Origin of the sequence: Enterobacter sp. Y17 (assembly GCF_019730495.1) — a bacterium.
GTDB classification, from domain to species: domain Bacteria; phylum Pseudomonadota; class Gammaproteobacteria; order Enterobacterales; family Enterobacteriaceae; genus Enterobacter; species Enterobacter asburiae_B.
Window position 1 is genome coordinate 57,614 of record NZ_JAASKP010000004.1, and the last position, 20,331, is coordinate 77,944.

Genomic DNA, 20,331 nt, shown 5'->3' on the forward strand with positions numbered 1-20,331 from the left:
TATGTTCAGTGCACCGACTGTACAAAAAGTTTCCGTGGTAATCCCGGTTTATAACGAGCAGGAGAGCCTGCCCGAACTGATCCGTCGTACAACCGCCGCCTGCGACACGATGGGCAAGGCTTATGAAATTCTGCTGGTAGATGATGGCAGTAGCGATAATTCCGCGCTGATGCTGACCGAGGCCGCGCAGGCCGAAGGCAGCCATATTGTTGCCGTGCTGCTCAACCGTAACTACGGCCAGCATTCGGCGATTATGGCGGGGTTTAGCCACGTTACGGGCGATCTGGTCATCACCCTGGACGCTGACCTGCAAAACCCGCCGGAAGAGATCCCGCGTCTGGTCGCCAAAGCCGATGAAGGCTATGACGTGGTCGGCACGGTACGTCAGAACCGTCAGGACAGTCTGTTCCGCAAGCTGGCCTCACGCACCATCAACCGCCTTATCCAGCGCACGACCGGTAAAGCGATGGGCGATTACGGCTGCATGCTGCGCGCCTACCGCCGCCATATCGTCGACGCGATGCTGCACTGCCATGAGCGCAGCACCTTTATTCCGATCCTCGCCAACACCTTTGCCCGCAAGGCAACGGAGATTCCGGTTCTGCACGCCGAGCGCGAGCACGGGGAGTCGAAGTACAGCTTTATGCGTCTCATCAACCTGATGTATGACCTCATCACCTGCCTGACCACCACGCCGCTGCGTCTGCTGAGCGTGTTCGGCAGCATCATCGCCGTGGCCGGTTTTGCGCTGTCCGTTCTGCTGGTGGTGCTGCGCCTGGTCTTTGGCCCGCAGTGGGCGGCGGAAGGGGTCTTCATGCTCTTTGCCGTGCTGTTTATGTTCATCGGCGCCCAGTTTGTCGGGATGGGCCTTCTCGGTGAATACATTGGCCGTATTTATAACGATGTTCGCGCGCGTCCGCGCTACTTTATTCAACGTGTTGTCCGTCAGGAACACAAAGCATCTCAAGAGGAAATTCACCCATGAAATCTGTTGTATTTGCCTATCACGATATGGGGTGCACGGGCACGCTGGCCCTGCTGGAAGCGGGCTATGACATTGCGGCAATCTTTACCCATCCGGACACGACCGGAGAGAATAACTTTTTTGGCTCCGTGGCGCGTATCGCCGCCGAGCGTGGGATCCCGGTTTATGCACCGGACGACGTCAACCACCCGCTGTGGGTGGATCGCATCCGCGCGCTCGCGCCTGACGTAATCTTCTCGTTCTACTATCGCAACCTGCTCTCTGACGAGATCTTAGGTCTGGCCGCAAAAGGCGCCTTTAATCTTCATGGTTCTCTGCTGCCCGCCTACCGCGGCCGCGCGCCGCTGAACTGGGTGCTGGTGAACGGTGAAACGGAAACGGGCGTGACGCTGCACCGCATGGTGCGCCGTGCTGACGCGGGCGCTATCGTGGCACAGCAGAAGGTCGCTATTGATGCGGACGAAACTGCGCTGCAGCTGCATCAAAAGCTGAATGCAACGGCACAGACGCTGCTGCGTGATGCACTTCCAGGCATCCTCAATGGCACCTTCAGCGAGACCGCGCAGGATGAGAGCAAGGCAAGCTGCTTTGGCCGCCGCGCGCCGGAAGATGGTCGTCTGGACTGGAACAAGCCTGCCCGCCAGCTGCACAACCTGGTGCGTGCCGTGACCGACCCGTGGCCGGGCGCGTACAGCTTTGCGGGCGTAAGCAAATTTATCGTCTGGAAATCCCGCGTGCGTGACGATATTCCGGCTGCCAAACCGGGCACCGTCGTCTCTGTCTCTCCGCTGATCGTGAGCTGCGGCGAGCAGGCGCTGGAGATCGTCACCGGACAAACCGACAACGGCCTGTACGTGCAGGGCACGCAGCTGGCACAGTCTCTGGGTCTGGTGGCCGGGGCGCTGATCACCAGCGCGCCGGTGGTTGCCATCAAGCGCCGTACCCGCGTGCTGATCCTCGGCGTGAACGGCTTTATCGGTAACCACCTGACGGAACGTCTGCTCAAGGACGATAACTACGAGATTTACGGTCTGGATATCGGCTCTGACGCCATCAGCCGTTTCCTCGACAACCCGCGTTTCCACTTCGTGGAAGGGGATATCAGCATCCATTCCGAGTGGATTGAATACCACATTAAAAAATGCGACGTGGTGCTGCCGCTGGTCGCCATTGCCACGCCAATCGAGTACACCCGTAACCCGCTTCGCGTGTTCGAGCTGGACTTCGAAGAGAACCTGAAGATCATCCGCGACTGCGTGAAATACGACAAGCGCATCATCTTCCCGTCCACGTCTGAAGTGTACGGCATGTGTACCGATAAGAACTTCGATGAAGACACCTCCAACCTGGTGGTCGGGCCGATCAACAAACAGCGCTGGATTTACTCCGTCTCCAAACAGCTGCTGGACCGCGTGATTTGGGCCTACGGCGAGAAAGAAGGTCTGCGCTTTACCCTGTTCCGTCCGTTCAACTGGATGGGCCCGCGTCTGGATAACCTCAACGCGGCGCGTATCGGCAGCTCCCGTGCGATCACCCAGCTGATCCTGAACCTGGTGGAAGGCTCGCCAATTAAGCTTATCGAAGGCGGGAAACAGAAACGCTGCTTTACGGACATCAGCGACGGTATCGAAGCGCTGTTCCGCATCATCGAAAACAAAGATAACCGCTGCAACGGTGAAATCATCAACATCGGTAACCCGGACAACGAAGCGAGCATTCGCGAGCTGGCAGAGATGCTGCTGGCCAGCTTTGAGCGCCATCCGCTGCGCGACAAGTTCCCGCCGTTTGCCGGCTTCCGCGAAGTGGAAAGCAGCAGCTACTACGGCAAAGGGTATCAGGACGTTGAGCACCGTAAGCCAAGCATTCGCAACGCGAAGCGCTGCCTGAACTGGACGCCGACGGTGAAGATGGAGCAGACCATTGACGAAACGCTCGATTTCTTCCTGCGCACCGTGGAGCTGTCGGAACAGGCCTCATGAAAAAAGTCGGTTTACGCATTGATGTCGACACCTTCAGGGGAACGCGTGACGGCGTACCCAAACTGCTGGAACTGCTGAACAAACACGATGTGCGTTCCAGCATTTTCTTCAGCGTGGGGCCTGACAACATGGGACGCCATTTATGGCGTCTGATTAAACCGGCATTTCTGTTCAAAATGCTGCGCTCGCGCGCAGCATCCCTCTACGGCTGGGATATTTTGCTGGCTGGCACCGCCTGGCCCGGCAGACGTATCGGCGCGGGTAATGAAGCCGTTATCCGTGAGGCGGCGCAGCATCATGAGGTGGGTCTGCACGCCTGGGACCACCATGCCTGGCAAGCCTGGGCGGGCGTCTGGGATATCCCGCGCCTGTCCCGTGAGGTCGAGCGTGGGATGCTGGAGCTGGAGGCCATTACCGGTCAGCCCGTGCGTTGCTCCGCCGTGGCGGGATGGCGTGCGGATCAGCGCGTCGTGAAGGCCAAAGAAGCCTTTGCGTTTCGCTACAACAGCGACTGTCGCGGAACCGGGCCCTTTTTGCCGCTGTTAGGCGAAAATCGCTACGGAACGGTGCAAATTCCGGTTACGCTTCCCACCTGGGATGAAGTGGTCGGGCGCGAGGTGAAGGCGGATGAGTTCAATCGCTACATTCTGGACCGCATCCATCGTGACGCCGGCACGCCGGTGTATACCATCCATGCCGAAGTGGAAGGGATTGCGTATCAGCATGATTTCGACGAACTGCTGACGATGGCCGCTCAGGAGGGCATTGAATTTTGTCCGTTGAGCGAGCTGCTGCCGGACGACCTCAGCACCCTGCCCGTGGGCAAAGTCGTCCGTAATGAAATGGCTGGCCGGGAAGGCTGGCTTGGCTATCAACAAACCGTGAGTCCGGTCCCATGAAAACAGCCCGTTATGGCTTAGCGCTTCTCGCACTGTTTATCGTTTACTACCTCATTCCGGTCGATATTCGTCTGCTCTGGCAGCCTGATGAAACGCGCTATGCGGAAATCAGCCGCGAAATGCTGGCATCCGGAGACTGGGTAGTCCCGCATTTTCTGGGGCTGCGTTACTTTGAAAAACCGATTGCTGGCTACTGGATCAACAGCATCGGGCAGTTGCTGTTCGGGCACACCAACCTCGCCGTGCGCGCCGGTTCTATATTCTCCACCGGGTTAGCGGCGCTGCTGGTCATCTGGATGGCATGGCGTCTCTGGCGAGATAAGCGGACCGCCATTTTCTCCGGTCTTATCTTCCTGACCCTGTTCCTGGTGTATGGCATCGGCACGTATGCGGTGCTGGATCCTATCATCACCCTGTGGCTGGTGGCGGCGATGTGCAGCTTCTGGCTGGCCTCACAGGCCCAAACCGTTGCCGGAAAAGCGGGCGGCTATGTGCTGCTTGGGCTGGCCTGCGGGATGGGGGTGATGACCAAAGGCTTCCTGGCGCTGGCGGTACCGGTGATTGGCGTGCTGCCGTGGGTAATCGCCCAGAAGCGCTGGAAAGAGGTGCTGATTTTTGGCTGGCTCGCGATCCTGAGCTGTGTGCTGATTGTTCTGCCGTGGGGGCTGGCTATTGCGCAGCGTGAGCCTGACTTCTGGCGTTATTTCTTCTGGGTTGAGCATATTCAGCGTTTTGCCCAGAGCGACGCGCAGCACAAAGCCCCGTTCTGGTACTACATACCGTTCCTGATCGCGGGCAGCCTGCCGTGGCTTGCGCTTTTGCCCGGTGCGATTCGTCTCGGCTGGAATGACCGACAAAACGCGGGTGGCGGGTTCTATCTGCTGGGTTGGGTGGTGATGCCGCTGCTGTTCTTCAGCATCGCCAAAGGCAAGCTGCCGACCTACATCCTGCCCTGCTTTGCCCCGCTGGCGATCCTGATGGCGCGCTATGCCTGCCTCGCGGCGGAAAAAGGTGCCAGAGCGTTACGCATTAACGGCGGGATTAACCTGGCGTTTGGCGTTATCGGCGTGGTGGCGGCGCTGGTGGTCTCGCCGTGGGGACTGTCTAAGCATCCGGTCTGGACGTCGGTCGAACTGTATAAAGTCTTCTGTGCGGTGGTGGCGTTCCTCATCTGGGCCGCGGTAGGCTGGTTTACCTTCAGACAGAGCCAGCAGCGCTGGTGGCTGGCGGCACTGTGCCCCGCAGGGCTGGCGCTGCTGATTGGTTTTGCCATTCCTAATCTGGTGGTGGATTCCAAACAGCCGCAGTCGCTGGTCGATACCGTGCGCGAGCCGCTTCAGGAAAGCCGATTCGTGCTGGCCAATAACGTGGGCGTGGCCGCGGGCCTGGCGTGGGAGCTGAAGCGCAATGACATCACGCTGTTTGGTCAGAGCGGCGAACTGCGCTACGGGCTGGATTATCCCGATGTGAAAGATCGTTTTGTCAGTGAGGACGACTTCGCGCAGTGGCTGGCAGCGCATCGTCAGCAGGGGCGCGTGTCGCTGGTGATGCTGCTGTCAAAACGCGACGATATTTCACGGGCGAATTTACCGCAGCCGGACAATCTCTATATCCAGGGGCGTCTGGCCTTGCTGGAGTACCTGCCGAAGTGATGACCTGGATCTGGCTGATACTGGCAAGCCTGCTCAGCTGCGCGGGGCAGCTGTGCCAGAAACAGGCCACCCGTCCGGCGAAAGCCGGGCGGCGCGGGGCGCATATCGCGCTGTGGCTTGGCCTGGCACTGCTGGCGCTGGGCAGCGGGATGCTGGTCTGGCTGGTGGTGCTGCAACGCCTGCCTGTCGGCATCGCGTATCCTATGCTGAGCCTCAATTTTGTCTGGGTGACGCTGGCGGCGAAGGCGTTCTGGCGTGAGCACGTTGCTGCGCATCACTGGCTGGGGGTAGGGTTCATCATCATTGGGATTGTTATCCTGGGAGGGAGCCTGTGAAAGGAGCGTTCTGGGCCTTATGCAGCGTGCTGTTAGTCAGCGCGGCGCAGCTGTTGCTGCGCAATGCCATGCAGGCATTGCCACCGGTCAGTGAGATCCTGGCGTTTGTTTCCGCGCTGTGGCACTTCTCGTCCGGCACGGGCGCGCTGCTGCTGGGGTTGACGGGGTACGTGGCCTCGATGGGCTGCTGGTATCTGGCGCTGCATCGCATGGCGCTCAGCAAAGCCTATGCCCTGCTGAGCCTCAGCTATATTCTGGTGTGGGGCGCGGCGATCCTGCTGCCCGGCTGGGGAGAACGCTTCTCCTGGCACGGGCTGGTGGGCGTCGGGTTTATTATTCTGGGTGTGTTAGTGATTTTTCTGCCCCGAACGTCCCGAGGTGAATAATCGACTCGTGGGTCAGGGTATAAGGGGTCGATGTGCAGACGGCAAGGCTCAGCGAGCCGACCTGTAGCTGGCTGACCGCGTGCGTCTGCGCCGTGCTGTCGATGCTGACAATCTGCCAGGCACTGCCGCCACGCTGTTTCACAATCGCTTCTTTCCGCGTCCAGATACGCCAGAAGGCGGAAAGCCGTTCCTCGGGCGCTTCACGCTCCAGCTCGTCATGCTCGGTCATGCTGAATACCGCATTAGCCAGCGCCTGCCAGTTCTTCCTCGGGCGAATCACTTCGATATCGCAGCCGACTTCACCTTCATCGCTCATCAGCAGGGCGATATCGTCACCGCTGTGGCTCAGGTTGAACCACAGCGGATGACCCTTCGCAAAGGCCGGTTTCCCATGCTCGCCGTAAATGATGTCGGGGAGCGGGCGAGGGGATAACGTTCTGGCGAGCAGCGTTCTCCCGGCCAGCCAGGAGGCCTGTCGGGCACCCTGAGGCGCCCTGTCTGCGAGCGCTGACGCCAGCGGGTCCGCGCAAAGGGTGGAGATTTTTCCCAGTACAAACTGGTACATAGTTACGCCCAGCGTTTAATGATAATCGAGGTGTTGATGCCGCCAAACGCGAAGTTATTGCTCTGCAGATACTCGCAGTCAATCTGGCGGGCTTCTCCCATAATATAATCTAAAGCACCGCATTGCTCATCCGGCTGCGTTAAATTGAGCGTCGGGGCAAACCAGCCTTCACGCATCATCTGCAGGCTCATCCACGCTTCCAGCGCGCCGCAGGCACCCAGCGTATGGCCAAAATAGCTCTTCAGCGAGGAAACCGGCACGCTGTCACCGTAGATGGCGGCAGTGGCCTGACTTTCGGCGATATCGCCGCGATCGGTGGCGGTACCGTGCGCGGAGATATACCCCATATCCCGGGCGCTTAATCCCGCCATGGCCAGCGACTGCTCCATGCAAATCTGCATGGTGTCACGCTGAGGCTGGGTGATATGGGCCGCGTCACAGTTGGTGGCAAAGCCCACGATCTCTCCGTAGATTGTCGCCCCGCGCGCTCTGGCGTGCTCCAGCTCTTCCAGAATCAGGGTGCCTGCGCCTTCCCCAATGACCAGACCATCGCGCTGCGTATCGAACGGAGAAGGAGTGGTTTTGGGTTCGTCGTTACGCTGGCTGGTGGCAAACAGCGTGTCAAACACCGCCGCTTCAGACGGACACAATTCTTCCGCGCCCCCCGCGACCATCACGGTCTGATACCCGTGGCGAATCGCCTCCCAGGCGTAGCCAATCGCCTGGCTGCCGGAGGTACAGGCGCTCGACGTCGGGATCACGCGGCCGCGTAACCCAAAGAACAGGCCGGTATTCACCGCCGTAGTGTGCGGCATCATCTGGACGTAGGTTGTCCCGGTGATGTTATTGGTGTGCTTTTCGGTGAGCATGGTCGCGAATTCACTGACCGGGCCGGTGCTGCCAGTCGAAGAACCGTAGGCGATACCGGTTTGACCGTTGGTGAGCACCGCTTCGCCAATCAGCCCCGCCTGCTCCAGCGCCAGCTCGGTGGCGCGGGTCGACATCAGCGACACGCGGCCCATGGCACGAATACGCTTGCGGGTATAGTGTTCCGGCAGCGTGAAATCATCGATCGGCGCGCCCAGCAGGGTATGCAGGCCATCGTACACCTGCCATTCCGGCATTTTACGCACCGCGTTTTCATACGCCAGCAGCCTGCTGGAAACGGATTGCCAGCTTTCGCCAAAGGCGGTCACGCCGCCCATGCCCGTAATCACCACGCGACGCGTCATAGCATGCCTCCGTTAATGGAAATGACCTGGCGGGTAACGTAGCCCGCAATATCCGACATCAGATAGCTTGCCAGCCCGGCGACCTCTTCAGCCTGGCCCATCCGTTTCATTGGGATGATGGACATGGCTTCCTTCAGCGCGGCCTCTTCCATCTCAATCATGCCGGTATCAATCAGCCCGGGGGCAATGCAGTTGACGGTGATTTTGCGTTTTGCCAGCTCAATCGCCAGCGCTTTGGTGGCGCCGATAATGCCCGCTTTGGCCGCGCTGTAGTTCACCTGTCCGCGGTTGCCCATCACGCCGGACACGGACGATAAGGTGATAATGCGCCCGCCTTTACGGGTGCCAATCATCGGCATAATGCAGGGGTGAATGACGTTATAAAAACTGTCGAGATTGGTGTGGATCACGCTGTCCCAGTCGTCTTCGCTCAGCGCCGGAAAGGCGCCGTCGCGCGTAATTCCGGCATTGCTGACCACGCCATACCATGCGCCATGGGCTTCAATCTCCTGCTCCAGCACCTCGCGGCACTGTTCGCGGTTGCCCACATCAAAGGCGAGTAAACGACCGTTGCCACCCGCCTGCGTGATGGCGTCCAGCGTCTCCTGCGCGCCTGCGGCATCACGATGGTAATGCACGCCTACGGTAAACCCGTCGGCGGCAAGCTGACGAGCGATGGCGCGCCCTATGCCTTTGCTGGCCCCGGTGACCAGTACGGAACGACTCATGCGTTAGATCCCTGATTAAAAAGCGATGTTAATTCTTCTGCGCTCGGCTGGAAGGTGTTGACCCGGCCCGTGGCCAGCGTCTCTTCATTAGCGGAAATCGCGCATTCAAAGCTGCCGAAGCGTTCGTCCTGCATCAGCAGCTTAACGGTGATGTCCAGCGTCAGGCCTGCGGCGAAACGCCCGCTGGCGCAGACCAGCTCGCGCGCGCCGAGCACCATGCCCAGCGCGATATGTTCCTGCCCCTGCTGCTGGCGATGCCAGCCTGACCAGACGCCGACGGTCTGCGCCATCAGCTCGAGCGCGTACCAGCCCGGCAGGTCGCCATCGGCATTGAGAAACGGCGCCAGCACGCTTTGCCCGTTGACCGCAACGCGGCAGACCGCCGTGTCGTCCGTAACGTTCTCAACGGATCCCAGCAGCATCATTGGCGCCTCGTGCGGCAAATAGGCTTCGGGTGATAAGTAGCTCATGAGGCTCTCCCCAGCAGGATGCTGGCGTTATTGCCGCCAAACGCGAACGAGTTAGACAAAATGACCGGTTTTTTCAGAGCGGCTCGCTGGTGCAGCAGGCCGCACGGCGCTAGCGTGTCGTCCGGCGCGTAGCGGGCGAAGTCCTGCGGCGGCAACGGCAGATCGCGCGTCAGAATCAGCCAGCTCAGGGCCGCTTCGGTAATACCGGCGGCGCCCAGCGTATGGCCGGTAAGGTGTTTGGTTGAGCTGCACGGCACGCTTTCCCCGAAGAGATCGTGAACCACCTGCGATTCAATCTGATCGTTGAGCGGCGTGGCCGTGCCGTGCAGGTTGATGTAGCCGATATCCTGCGGCTGCATGCCCGCTTCGTTAAGCGCCTGCGCGATAGCCCTTATCGCCCCTTCACCCTGCGGATGCGGAGCGGAAATATGGTACGCATCGCTGGATTCGCCCGTTCCGAGCAGCGCCACGTCCGCGGACTCCCGGCTCAATACCATCAGCGCGGCGGCTTCACCAATGGTGATCCCCCGGCGGTCGCGACCAAACGGCTCGCAGAGCGTAGGGGAGAAAGATTCAAGGCTGTTAAAGCCGTTGACGGGCATCCGGCTCAGGGTATCGGCTCCGCCGACAATGGCGATGTCCACCAGCCCGGCTTCAATCAGACGTTTACCGCCGATCATCGCCCGCGCGCTGGAAGAGCAGGCCGTGGAGATCGTATAGGCCGGGCCTTCGAGCTGAAGCCAGTTGGCGAGGAAGCGGGACGGATCGCCAAGCTCCTGCTGCGGATACTGCCAGCGCGTACTGCTCTCGCCGTCGGTCATGCGCCTAACGTGCTCATCGCCTTCGTCCAGCCCGGAGGTGCTGGTTCCCAGCACCACGGCTACGCGGTCGCGACCGACGCGGGCGATGGCCTCGTCAACGGCGGGCTGAATCTGCGACAGCGCGGCCAGCAGCAGCTGGTTATTGCGGGTACGGTGTGCGGCGAAGGCGTCCGGGATGTGCGGAAGCTCGCCTTCCACGCCGCCCAGAACGGCTTCGGGTAAACCCTGCAACCAGCCGGTCCGGGCGTGCATCCCCGGCGCCACGCCTGCCGTCAGGTTCGCGGCAATCTCGTCAGGCGAGTTGCCCAGCGCGTTGACCATGCCAACAGCGGATATATAAATCATCTCAGTCACCCAGATATTGAATGGTGATGTGGTATTTAAAGACGTGTTGCTCGATGCTGATCGGCTCGCGCTTGCCTTTGCGCTGCAGGTAGACAATCTCCGTCACCAGCTTGCCGCTGGCGTTACGCAGCTCGCGCCGATCGCCATTGTCCGTTAACGTCCAGCCCTTCGGCAACTGCGGCTGCCAGACGCTAATCGGCCAGTGGCTGAGCATCACGTCGGCCAGCACCTGGCTGGCGGGCGGCAGCTGCGGCACGACGATCGACTGCTCGGTATGAATACCTGTCTCATCGTACGTTGCCAGGAACAGACGAATGCCCACGGAAGAGAGCCCGGCCAGTGTGACCTTATGCGCATCCGCGTTGAGCATCACCAGCAGGGACTGCGTTTGTCCGTTAAAGCTGCCGGTCAGCAGCTGCTGGGAGCTCACCGCCGGGCTAATGCCGGGCGGCGGCAGCATAACTTTAGTTCCCGGCTGGAGCCAGGCCTGAGGCCGCGTCTCTTTGGTATCGGTCGAATGGCTGCAGCCTGCCAGCAGCAGCGCCGCGGCCAGCACAACGGCGCGATAAAAAGCGTTCATTTACGTTTTCTCTCTTTCTTATCCGGCATCGCCAGCGGAGCCAGCAGGAAGGCGGTAAAAATACCGCTCACCAGCACGATGCCAAAGCTGCTGATGGCCTGGGTGGCGCTGAAGACGAGCATGCCCAGCGTCAGCAGCGTGGTCATCATGGCCAGCGTAATCGCCAGCATCGAGGTCAGCGGCGTACCGCGCGGGTTGCTGAAAAACAGCGTGTAGTTAATGCCAATGCCGAGCACCAGTACCAGCGCCAGCAGTGAGAACAGATTCACCGGGTGGCCCGTTGCGGCCAGCACCGCCAGGCCGCAGCTCAGCGACAGCACGGACGGCACCAGGCTTATCAGCCCTTTACGCCAGCCGAGGCGCAGCATCGCCCCGCAGGCAATCACTGCCAGCGCGGCAAACAGTAGCCCCGTCAGCAGCGTGCGGTAGAGGGCAAACAGGCTGTCAAAGCTGGCTTTGCGATCGACCCAGACGACGCCGTCATGGCGCGCGGCCAGTTCACCGAGGTGAGCGCTATTTTTCGCGCCGTCCACCGGCACGAGCACGCCGCTTTCCCCGTTGGGCAGGGTCAGCCAGAGCAGACGCCAGCCTTCGCTGGCCGGGCTTTTAAGCCACGCGTCCACGCTGACCGGCATGGCGTCGAGATTCGGGGATACGGCGTTGAGCCCGGCGCTTTTCAGCACGTTAGTTACCGCAGGGGCAGCCTCGCGCAGCAGCTTCAGATCGCTTTTCTGGCGGGCCAGCGAGTTCAGCGGCAGCGTACGCCAGCGGGCGATCTCTCCGGCTTTCTGCGCCTGTGCCAGCGCCGGGGTAAAGGCTTCCAGCCGCTCCAGCGTTTGCTGAGGCGAGGCGCCATGCACCACAAACCATTTTTGATCGACGCTCTGTCCGGTCAGGGCGGTAATGGCCTTCTCCTGGGCCAGAATATCTTTCGGGAGCGCCTGCAGCTGGGCGATGTCGTCGTCCACCCTCAGGGTGCTCATCCCCACGGCGGAGAGCAGCGCCAGCGCGACGGGCAAACCAACGGACAGTCTTTTATTGCGTCGCCACGCGGCCAGCCAGCGCAGCATGATAACCATCAGCGGAACCGGGCGCACCGGTAAACCCCGGCACAGCCACGGATGCCAGAAAATCACCGTCAGGCAGGAGGCGCTCAGCCCCACGGCGGCGAACACCGCCATCTGGCGGATCCCGGGGAAGGGGGCCAGCATCATAATCAGGTAGGCGGCAACGGTCGTCAGCAGCGCCAGCAGCAGCGCATTGCGTACTTTGGCCAGGCTTTGCCAGGGGGAATATTCCGCGCCGTGCACCATCCGTTCGGTCAGGTAGTAGAGCGTGTAGTCGGCTGAAATTCCGATGATGCTCATGCTCATCACCAGCGTCATCAGGTGCAGTTCGCCAAAGAGCAGCAGCGTCACCACCGTACCCGCCAGCGCGCCGATGGCAATGGAGAGCACGCTCAGCAGCAGCGGGCGCAGGGAGCGGAACACCGCCACGATGAGCAGGAACACGCCAAGCAGGGTGGCGATGCCCAGCGTCGAGACGTCGCGTTTGGCCTGCTGGCTGGCGTAATCGCTGTAGAACACGGTCCCGCGCGAAAGCAGCTGCGCCTGGGGGTAACGCGCTTTTAGCCTCTCCTGCAGCGCGTTAAGCGTCGTCACCAGCCGGTGGGTCTGCTGCATATCAAATGACGAGCCCGCCAGCTCGCCGTGCAGCAGATACCAGTAGTTTCCCGCCTCATCCTGTGTGACCAGCCAGCCGTCCATCAGCCGCAGCTTCTGGCCATTTTGCGCCAGAGCGAGCTGCGAGCCGCGCATCAGCATCAGGGGATCGTTTTGCAGCTCTTTGCCGCTGACGCCGGAGAAGGCCGAATAGAGCTGAGATAAAATCCACTGCGCCTGCGCTTCTCCGCCGTTTTGCAGGCGGGCGCGGGTGGCGGGATCGATCAGGCCATTTCGGTGCTGCCAGAAGAACTCTCCCCAGGCCTTTTGCCCGGCGGCGTCCATCGGGCCTTTGACCTCGCTGAGCGAATCGCTGCTTTGCAGCAACGCCAGCCACTGCTGCGCCACGCGCGGATCGGGCTCTTTGCCGGGGCTGACCAGCCAGACCAGCTGGCGGTCGAGACGCTGCATAAACCCGTCGTTGAGCGCCGGCGGGATCGCCCCCAGCGTCTGCTTCGGCAGCATGGCCAGCACGCTGCTGTTCAGACGCGCGCCGGGCAGCAGCGACAGCAGCACGCCCAGCAGAATCAGGCATAGCGTGGCCCACAGCAGCGCCGGGCGCAGGGATTTACGGTGCGGCAAAGCGTTGGCGTTCGTCATCGGTCAGGCTGGCGGGCGTCAGTTGGTGGCGTGAAAGGGCGATATCGGTACGGTCGCCCTGTTTATCGTTGAGGCGAATCGTCTCCAGATAGGTCGCGCCGCCCAGATCGAGGGTGGCGAAAATCTTGTCCAGCGGCGTCGTTTTTGGCGTAAGCACCAGCGACCAGCGGCCCGCGCCCAGGTCTTTAAAATCGATGCGGAAGTTCTCTTCAAGCACCCTGCGGTCGGCCTGGAACAGGGCCCGCAGAAGATGGTTGAACTGGAACATCTGCGGATTATTGTCGGCGGTGACGGTCTGCGGCGGCTGGCCGTTAATGGCCTGAACCATCCGCTTGTCGTCCAGCAGGAGCGTCATCGGAAACGGCGCTTTTTGATCCCACAGCAGGCCGCTGTCGCGGGCGATCAGCATCTCGCCCTGCGAGCGCAGCGGCTGCGGCATATCTTTTATGGTGCGAACCTGCTCGAAGTGCGCGCGCACGACGGGCTGCCCGGTGAAGCGCTGCTGCAGTTCATCCAGCGTCACGGCGCTGACCAGCGGGCTGACGAGAAGCGCCAGCAAAGGCCACCATTTCATGGCGTCACTCCCATTCGTTCAAACAGTATTGCCGGGCTCACAAAGCACATTTCGCGGGTGGCTTCTTCCACCGCTACCTGGATGGTGTAGCCGGTCGTGGTGCGTTTGCCGGTCTGCGCATCGAAAATTTGATAGGCAATGCGCAGGCGGTTTTCATACTCTTCAACGTGCGCGCGGACGCGAATACGCTGCTCAAAGGTCACCGCATCGCGGTATTTCACCCGGGTATCGACGACGGGCCAGACGTAGCCGGAGGCCTTCATCTGGCGATAGCCATAGTCAAACTGATTGAGCAGCGCCTCGCGGGCGATCTCAAAGTAGCGGAAATAGTTACCGTGCCAGACCACGCCCATCATATCGACGTCGTGGAACGGAACGGTGATCTCAACTTCAGTCGTAAAGCGGGGATCGGTCAGCACCCTTTACTCCTTCTCTCTGGACTCTGGCAGATGCCAGAAATCGAAAAAATTAAACCAGTCGAGCGGCGACAGGAGGGCGTAATGCTCCAGCCGCTGCGCGTAGCGATCGACGGTCTCCTGCAGCGCCTGCTGGCGTTCGCCGCGCGGCAGGCGCAGCGGGTCGGCAAACGGTTCGCTGTGCAGGACGAGCTTACCCTGCTGGCGCAGGGCAAAAATCAGCACCACCGGGCAGCGCAGGATGGAGGCCAGGATAAACGGCCCCTGTGGGAATGGCGCTGGCTGGCCCATGAACGGGCTCCAGATCACCCGCCACTCGCCGCCACGCTGCGGATTCACCGCGATGCGGTCGCCCACAATCGCGACCCATTCTCCCCGCTCAAGCTTCTCTTTGATGGCAATCGCGGTGTCCGGGCCGATGTCGGTAACCGACATCAAATTCACGCCCGCCTGGGGCGCCATTTCGCTCATGATTTGCTTAAAACGCCGGGCGTTCTCGCTGAAGACCAGGGCGGTGATAGTTTTGCTGCCGTCCAGCTGGGCCAGCGCCCGGCAGGCCTCTACGTCGCCAAGATGCGAGGCCAGCAGCAGCTTGCCCTGCGGTGCCGCGATATTAAGCGTTTCGCTCGCGCCGGGGGCAAAGACCACGTCGCGATCAAACTGCAGCTCACCGCGCCAGCTGGCGACTTTATCCAGCATCGCGTTGCCGAAGCGCATGAAATGGAAAAAGCTGTTGAGCCGCGGGGGAACGGGCATGTTCCGCTGACGCAGTTCTTGCTTCACTCTCCCAATCCACTGCCGCGAGGCCAGCCGCGCCGGACGTGCGATAAGCCAGTACACGCCGATTACCGGCCACAGCAGCACGGTAAAGGCCCGCCGCCCCATCAGCTTCCAGACGCGCAGCATCAGGCGCATGCCCCACAGGCCTTTGACCTCGTCCTGCTGCGCCCAGTGCTGGCGGCGTCGACGGAAAAGCAGGCCGGGCATGCGGGGCAGCATGCCGAAGAACAGCCGGGTATGCATCAGGGAGATCCGCACGTTATCTTTTAACGCGTCGAAGTGGGACAACCCGTCCTGCGGGTAGGTGACGCGGGTGGGCAGAAAGACGCTGGCGTTGCCCTGCCAGTAGAGACGGACCATCACTTCGGTGTCAAAGTCCATCCGTTTGCCGAGCGTTTCGCGCGCCGCCAGGCGCAGCGTGGGCGAGACCGGGTAGACTCGAAAGCCGCACATGCTGTCTTTAAGCTGCAGGGATAAGGTCTCAATCCACACCCAGACGTGGGTTACCCAGCGCCCGTAGAGCCGCGAGCGCGGAATGGAATCATCATAAATGGGCTGGCCGGAGATCAGCGCGTCCGGGTGGCGCTCCGCCAGCGCCAGCAGTTTGGGGATATCTTCGATGGCGTGTTGACCGTCCGCGTCCACCTGCACGGCATGGGTATAGCCCGCGCGCGCGCACTCCTCCAGCCCCCTGATGACCGCGGCACCTTTCCCGGCGTTTTGCGCCAGGCGGATCAGCGTCATCTGCGGCTGCTCTGCCGCCAGGCGCTCGAGCTCCTGACGGGTGCTCGCTTCGCTGCCGTCATCCACCACCAGGCACGGCAGGCCGAACGGTGCGAGACGCGACAGCACGCGGGCGATCATGGCGCCGTGGTTGTAGCACGGGATCAGCACGCAGGGGCGGAAGGTTACTGACATAGCCGAATTTTCCCGCTGCTGGCGGTATGGCGCTCCGCCCCGGCGTGACGCTGGTAGCTGAAGGTCAGCATCTGACGTTCGGCATGCCACTCAAGCACCAGCGTCACCGTGGTTTCCGGCAGCAGAGGCGCCTGGAACTTCACGTTTTGAATGCTGTGAAAGCGGTAGCCCGGCGCCAGTAACGTCGTGGCGTAGTGCATCACCCAGTCAAGCTGCGCAACGCCGGGCAGCAGAGGCTGTACGGCAAAATGGCCCTGAAACCAGAACAGCGCCGCGTCGAGATGCAAAATGATTTCCAGCTTCTCCGGCTGTGTCTGGCGGCGCTCAAGTTCATGAATTTTCATGAAATAACTCCTCTAGCTGCGCATAGACACGCTTGTTCATACTGTTTACCGGCATTTCATCGACAATGCGCCAGTAGCGCGGAACGGCGACCGGCTCAAGCCACGGCAGCAGGGCGCGACGCCAGGCGAACTCCTGCGCTTTTTTATCCTGCATATAGCCGCGCTGGCGAACCGCTTCGTCCAGGACCAGCAGTGCGCCAATCCCCTGACGGCCTCCGCGCGTGACCGGCAGCGCAGCCGCTTCGCAAATGCCGTCGAGCTCCAGCAGGCGACGTTCGATCTCGTTAAGCGAGATGCGCTTTTCTTCAATTTTGACCACCCGCCCGCGACGACCGGCGATGCTGAACAGCCCCTCGCTGTCGAAGTGCAGGATATCGTCCAGCTGGAGTCCTTCAGCCTCGTGGATCAGTGGCGACGTGACGCGACAGGCGTCATCTTCCTGATGGAAGATAACGCCGGGGAAGGCCAGCCACGGGACGTTATCCTGCTGGCGATGGCGCCAGGCGAGGATGCCGGTTTCGGTGCTGCCATAAATTTCATCCGGGCAGATGTTAAGCCAGCCAGCGGTGGTGGTGACGTCACACCACGGCAGCATTCCGCCTGCTGAAATCAGCATCCTGACGGGCGGCGCGGGCAGTTCCGTATCCAGGCGCTTCAGGAACGCCGGGCTGCTGATGAACAGGTAATGCCGGTCATGAGGAAGGGCGGCCAGCTGCTCGGCGTAGTAGAGCATTGCGGCATGCAGCGGCAGGCCCAGCGCCATCGGCAATACGATGCGGAAGGTCAGGCCGTACAGATGTTGCGGTACGACCGAGGCGACAACGCTACAGCCGGTCAGCCGCTCGCCGAAGCGGTCAGCCAGCAGACGGGCTTCACGATCCAGGCTGACGATGTGCTTAATCACCCGGCGCGGGGTACCCGTTGAGCCGGAGGTGAACAGTTCAACGAAGCGGCTTTCGTCAATGGCCGGCAGGGGCGCCCAGCGGCGAGCGGTCTGATGGCTGGAGGCCACCACAATCAGCTTGCCATGGAAATCGAGAGAGCGATCGCTCAGGATGCCGCTAAACAACGCCTGCTGTTCTTCAAGCTGCGAGACGCGGCTATGGCCGGGAATGACCGGCGTTTTACCGGCATGCAGCGAGGCCAGCAGCGCAACGACAAACAGGTAGCTGTTTTCAAAGCACAGCGCCCAGCGCTCGCCTTCCTGCTGATGCAGAGTGTCGACCAGCAAGGTCACGTCGTGGCGCAGCTGGCCAAGCGTCCAGGTACGATCGTCAAGCCAGGCAACGGGCATGTCGTCAGGACGGGGCGCGTTTAGCCACTGGCCCAGCGGAAGGGGGTTAGTCATTGTGCATCTCTTTTTTTATCACCCGCTGGCGCACCAGCCACTCGGTCGCCATCAGCGTTCCCATCAGGATGTAGGCCACCATACCGTTCCACAGCGTCCACAGATGCATGTCGCCGTGGAGCACGGTGAACAGCGCCATCGCGCCGTTTCCGATGAAAAAGCCGCACCAGACGAGGGTCACCTTGCGGGTATAGCGCACGCCCTCCGGGGGCAAATTCGGCTCGCGCAAGCGCGCCAGCCGTTCGACCAGCGGCATCGCGGTCCACAGCGAACCGCCGAACACGGCCAGCATCACAAGGTTGACGACCACCGGGTAGAACAGCAGCCACTGGTGGGTTTTCAGCAGGTAGCTGGCCGCGCAGAGCGCGATGCCCGCGAGCGCCACGCACTGCACCACATACCGCATCGGGCCAGCGTTCCGTCGCGCCTGGCGCAGCCGCAGCAGCAATACCAGCGGCATCACCGGCAACAGCCACTGCAGGCTGTTGTGCGTTAGCCCAAATCCAATCAGGAAGGGCCACGCCAGCAGCATCAGCCCCGTCAGCAGTGGGATGACCGGGAACGTCCGTCCACCACGCACGACGTCTTACTCTTCGCGCAGAAGCTGTTCGACGGCGTCTACCACATCCTGAACGGTACGAACCGACTTGAAGGTTTCCGGCTTGATTTTCTTGCCCGTTTTCTTCTGCAGATGAACAATCATGTCCACCGCATCAATGCTGTCCAGCTCCAGGTCTTCGTAAAGACGGGCTTCGGGCGTAATGTCCTGCGGGTCGATTTCAAAGAGCTTGGTCAGAAGGCCGCAGACTTCCTGATAAATGGTTTCTTGTTCAGTCATCGTTCACATCTCAGGCGCGTTGAGCGTTGATAAAGGACGCCAGCGTGGCGACGGAAAAGAAGTGCTGGCGCATCTCTTCGCTTTCGGCAGAAAGCACCACGCCATACTGGTTTTTTACCGCCAGACCCAGTTCCAGCGCGTCAATGGAGTCCAGACCCAGCCCATCGCCAAACAGCGCGGCATCGGTATCAATATCCTCTGCGGTAAGCTCGTCCAGATTCAGCGTGGTGATAATGAGATTCTTAATTTCAAGATAAAGCGCTTGCATCATTAATTCCTGACAAAGATTGAAGGCCTGATGTTAATCGATGCTGCAGATGCCGGTTTAACTGCCTTGCCGCCAGCGCCGGTTCTTGTTCATTTGCATCGTAAAATTCGTCGATGTTCACGCGGTCGCGGACATCCACGGTGAAAACAGGTTTTTCTGGCGGTACATCATACCAGTGACTTTTTTTATCCAGCAGGTGTTCACTACAGTGGATCAGCACCACCCGCAGATCGCTGTTACAGCGCACGGCGATATTTGCCGCGCCGCGCTGGAGGGAGATAGCCTCGCCAAACCGGGTACGCGTGCCTTCCGGGAAGATTAACAGCGTGTCGCCCTGAGCCAGACGCTGCTGGCTGGCCGCGAGCAGGGGCTCGGCTTTGCTGTTAATCAGATAATCCGCCGCGCGGATAACGCCGCTGACAAAGGGGTTGCGCAGCAGCGCGCTTTTCACCAGGCAGTCGGTTTCGGGCATCACCGACGCCAGAATCACGTAGTCAATTAACGTGGGGTGGTTAGCCACCACCAGACAACCCCGATCGCTGCGCAGCGCGTCAAGATTGTGAATGCGATAGTCCAGTACGCCGAGGCCGCGCGCAACGGTCAGGAAGAAGCGGAAGCTGGCCGCAATGCTGCGACGCGCCAGGCGGCGACGGCTGGCGCGGTCGCGCTGGACGATCAGCAGCAGGTTGAACCAGACCAGCGACAGCAGCAGCCCGCCCACGCCAAACAGCGCGAAGCAGAAGCCGGTCATCACCAGACGCCATAACCAGTTGATACGGGCAGCCAGGCGGTTCATGCGCGCGTCCATTGCCACAGCAAACGTTCGCCAGGCACCGCAAACTGACGTTCCTCGCTGAGATAGCGCTGCAGGAACATCAGGCTTTGCGGCAGGGCGGGTTCTTCACCCGTGCTGCCACTGCGGGTTTCACACTGCAATCCGTTGCCGGATTCAATCACCAGCGCCAGCGCGTAGGGCCAGGTGGGCATCTGCGGCGGTAGCGCCGGATGGTAAAATTCCGGCAGCGCGCCGTCAAAATCGACCAGCAGGACGCGGGAATAGCCCGCATGCAGCAGGCTCAGCACTTCACATAGGGCCTGCTGGAAGGTGTCCAGCCCGGCAGAAATGGATGACGAGACGATGGCCTGGCGTGCGGTGATCGTGAGATTGCCCACCGCGGAATTGTGCACGGACATCGCGAAGTCGGTGGGTGAAACGGACTGCCCGGTCGCCAGAGCATGCAGAATACGGTAGTTGCGCTCCAGCTCGCCGTGGCGGCTGGAATAGACGACGGCATCAATGGCGTGGTTTTGCAGCATGGCCAGACCAATATCCACCGCCAGCTTACTGCCTGAATTGAGGCGGCGCGCGGTCATCATGGGTAAAGCGGTCAGGCGGGGAAGCGGGGCCGCTGGGTCAACGGCCAGCTGCAGGCGCGACCATGCCTGCCACTCTGTGGCATCGCTGAGTCCTGGCGCTCTCGCCTGCCAGTCGATAATGTTCAGTGAAAATTTCATCTACGCGCGTCCGCGAAAAAAACCGTATTCAA

At 61.0% G+C, this 20,331-nt stretch carries 23 protein-coding genes; 6 read left to right on the forward strand and 17 right to left on the reverse strand.

The features are described from left to right. Position 1 precedes the first annotated feature (1 nt). Genes arnC through arnF form a run of 6 tightly spaced genes read left to right on the forward strand, consistent with a single transcriptional unit; the run spans position 2 to position 6,236 of the window. Positions 2–985, forward strand: a complete 984-nt coding sequence (arnC, locus tag HCH49_RS17820; RefSeq protein ID WP_047059886.1) for an undecaprenyl-phosphate 4-deoxy-4-formamido-L-arabinose transferase — start codon at positions 2–4, stop codon at positions 983–985. Then, a complete protein-coding gene (arnA, locus tag HCH49_RS17825) occupies positions 982–2,964 on the forward strand; it encodes a bifunctional UDP-4-amino-4-deoxy-L-arabinose formyltransferase/UDP-glucuronic acid oxidase ArnA (protein WP_221703123.1) in 1,983 nt (660 codons plus the stop codon). The genes arnC and arnA overlap by 4 nt, the downstream gene beginning before the upstream one ends. Then, positions 2,961–3,863: a 4-deoxy-4-formamido-L-arabinose-phosphoundecaprenol deformylase gene (gene arnD / locus HCH49_RS17830; RefSeq protein ID WP_023309538.1), complete on the forward strand. Its 903-nt coding sequence runs from the start codon at positions 2,961–2,963 to the stop codon at positions 3,861–3,863. The genes arnA and arnD overlap by 4 nt, the downstream gene beginning before the upstream one ends. Continuing rightward, the gene (arnT, locus tag HCH49_RS17835) at positions 3,860–5,515 is read left to right on the forward strand and encodes a lipid IV(A) 4-amino-4-deoxy-L-arabinosyltransferase (RefSeq protein ID WP_221703124.1); all 1,656 of its coding nucleotides are present in this window, start codon (positions 3,860–3,862) and stop codon (positions 5,513–5,515) included. Before arnD ends, arnT begins: the two co-directional genes overlap by 4 nt. Further along, positions 5,515–5,850 carry a 4-amino-4-deoxy-L-arabinose-phosphoundecaprenol flippase subunit ArnE gene (gene arnE, locus HCH49_RS17840; RefSeq protein WP_039263049.1) on the forward strand — a complete coding sequence of 112 codons (336 nt, stop codon included), beginning with the start codon at positions 5,515–5,517 and terminating at the stop codon, positions 5,848–5,850. The genes arnT and arnE overlap by 1 nt, the downstream gene beginning before the upstream one ends. Next, on the forward strand, positions 5,847–6,236 hold the full coding sequence (gene arnF, locus HCH49_RS17845) for a 4-amino-4-deoxy-L-arabinose-phosphoundecaprenol flippase subunit ArnF (RefSeq protein WP_221703127.1): 390 nt from the start codon (positions 5,847–5,849) through the stop codon (positions 6,234–6,236). The genes arnE and arnF overlap by 4 nt, the downstream gene beginning before the upstream one ends. Here arnF and acpT read toward each other — a convergent pair. From acpT to HCH49_RS17930, 17 genes are read right to left on the reverse strand one after another with little or no spacing between them, the layout of a single operon-like run. Then, positions 6,184–6,801 carry a 4'-phosphopantetheinyl transferase AcpT gene (gene acpT, locus HCH49_RS17850; RefSeq protein ID WP_221703130.1) on the reverse strand — a complete coding sequence of 206 codons (618 nt, stop codon included), beginning with the start codon at positions 6,799–6,801 and terminating at the stop codon, positions 6,184–6,186. The genes arnF and acpT overlap by 53 nt on opposite strands. A 2-nt stretch (positions 6,802–6,803) precedes the next feature. Beyond that, entirely contained in the window at positions 6,804–8,033 is a 1,230-nt protein-coding gene (locus HCH49_RS17855; RefSeq protein ID WP_058842005.1) for a beta-ketoacyl-ACP synthase, read from the reverse strand. Continuing rightward, positions 8,030–8,761 (reverse strand): 3-ketoacyl-ACP reductase FabG2, encoded by a 732-nt coding sequence (locus HCH49_RS17860; protein WP_032662188.1) that lies wholly within the window; start codon positions 8,759–8,761, stop codon positions 8,030–8,032. Before HCH49_RS17860 ends, HCH49_RS17855 begins: the two co-directional genes overlap by 4 nt. Next, the gene (locus HCH49_RS17865) at positions 8,758–9,231 is read right to left on the reverse strand and encodes a 3-hydroxy-fatty acyl-ACP dehydratase (protein WP_033146847.1); all 474 of its coding nucleotides are present in this window, start codon (positions 9,229–9,231) and stop codon (positions 8,758–8,760) included. Before HCH49_RS17865 ends, HCH49_RS17860 begins: the two co-directional genes overlap by 4 nt. Beyond that, positions 9,228–10,397 (reverse strand): beta-ketoacyl-[acyl-carrier-protein] synthase family protein, encoded by a 1,170-nt coding sequence (locus tag HCH49_RS17870; protein WP_221703131.1) that lies wholly within the window; start codon positions 10,395–10,397, stop codon positions 9,228–9,230. The genes HCH49_RS17865 and HCH49_RS17870 overlap by 4 nt, the downstream gene beginning before the upstream one ends. Before the next feature lies 1 nt (position 10,398). Continuing rightward, complete coding sequence (locus HCH49_RS17875) at positions 10,399–10,977, reverse strand: DUF3261 domain-containing protein (protein WP_221703132.1); 579 nt, start codon at positions 10,975–10,977, stop codon at positions 10,399–10,401. After that, complete coding sequence (locus HCH49_RS17880; RefSeq protein WP_221703133.1) at positions 10,974–13,298, reverse strand: MMPL family transporter; 2,325 nt, start codon at positions 13,296–13,298, stop codon at positions 10,974–10,976. The genes HCH49_RS17875 and HCH49_RS17880 overlap by 4 nt, the downstream gene beginning before the upstream one ends. After that, positions 13,267–13,872: an outer membrane lipoprotein carrier protein LolA gene (locus tag HCH49_RS17885; RefSeq protein ID WP_094934873.1), complete on the reverse strand. Its 606-nt coding sequence runs from the start codon at positions 13,870–13,872 to the stop codon at positions 13,267–13,269. Before HCH49_RS17885 ends, HCH49_RS17880 begins: the two co-directional genes overlap by 32 nt. Next, positions 13,869–14,291 (reverse strand): thioesterase family protein, encoded by a 423-nt coding sequence (locus tag HCH49_RS17890; protein ID WP_023309526.1) that lies wholly within the window; start codon positions 14,289–14,291, stop codon positions 13,869–13,871. Before HCH49_RS17890 ends, HCH49_RS17885 begins: the two co-directional genes overlap by 4 nt. 3 nt (positions 14,292–14,294) lie before the next feature. Continuing rightward, positions 14,295–15,986, reverse strand: coding sequence for a glycosyltransferase (locus HCH49_RS17895; protein ID WP_221703135.1), 1,692 nt, complete (start codon positions 15,984–15,986; stop codon positions 14,295–14,297). Then, positions 15,977–16,330: a hydroxymyristoyl-ACP dehydratase gene (locus HCH49_RS17900; protein ID WP_069303391.1), complete on the reverse strand. Its 354-nt coding sequence runs from the start codon at positions 16,328–16,330 to the stop codon at positions 15,977–15,979. The genes HCH49_RS17895 and HCH49_RS17900 overlap by 10 nt, the downstream gene beginning before the upstream one ends. Then, a complete protein-coding gene (locus tag HCH49_RS17905; RefSeq protein WP_221703137.1) occupies positions 16,317–17,678 on the reverse strand; it encodes an AMP-binding protein in 1,362 nt (453 codons plus the stop codon). The genes HCH49_RS17900 and HCH49_RS17905 overlap by 14 nt, the downstream gene beginning before the upstream one ends. Continuing rightward, the gene (locus tag HCH49_RS17910) at positions 17,671–18,258 is read right to left on the reverse strand and encodes a hypothetical protein (RefSeq protein WP_221703139.1); all 588 of its coding nucleotides are present in this window, start codon (positions 18,256–18,258) and stop codon (positions 17,671–17,673) included. The genes HCH49_RS17905 and HCH49_RS17910 overlap by 8 nt, the downstream gene beginning before the upstream one ends. A gap of 6 nt (positions 18,259–18,264) precedes the next feature. After that, positions 18,265–18,516, reverse strand: a complete 252-nt coding sequence (locus HCH49_RS17915) for an acyl carrier protein (protein ID WP_024908875.1) — start codon at positions 18,514–18,516, stop codon at positions 18,265–18,267. Between the two features lie 10 nt (positions 18,517–18,526). After that, positions 18,527–18,784 (reverse strand): phosphopantetheine-binding protein, encoded by a 258-nt coding sequence (locus tag HCH49_RS17920; RefSeq protein WP_008503081.1) that lies wholly within the window; start codon positions 18,782–18,784, stop codon positions 18,527–18,529. After that, a complete protein-coding gene (locus HCH49_RS17925) occupies positions 18,765–19,580 on the reverse strand; it encodes a 1-acyl-sn-glycerol-3-phosphate acyltransferase (protein WP_221703140.1) in 816 nt (271 codons plus the stop codon). The genes HCH49_RS17920 and HCH49_RS17925 overlap by 20 nt, the downstream gene beginning before the upstream one ends. Further along, positions 19,577–20,299, reverse strand: coding sequence for a beta-ketoacyl synthase chain length factor (locus HCH49_RS17930; protein ID WP_069303387.1), 723 nt, complete (start codon positions 20,297–20,299; stop codon positions 19,577–19,579). Before HCH49_RS17930 ends, HCH49_RS17925 begins: the two co-directional genes overlap by 4 nt. Positions 20,300–20,331: the final 32 nt, after the last annotated feature.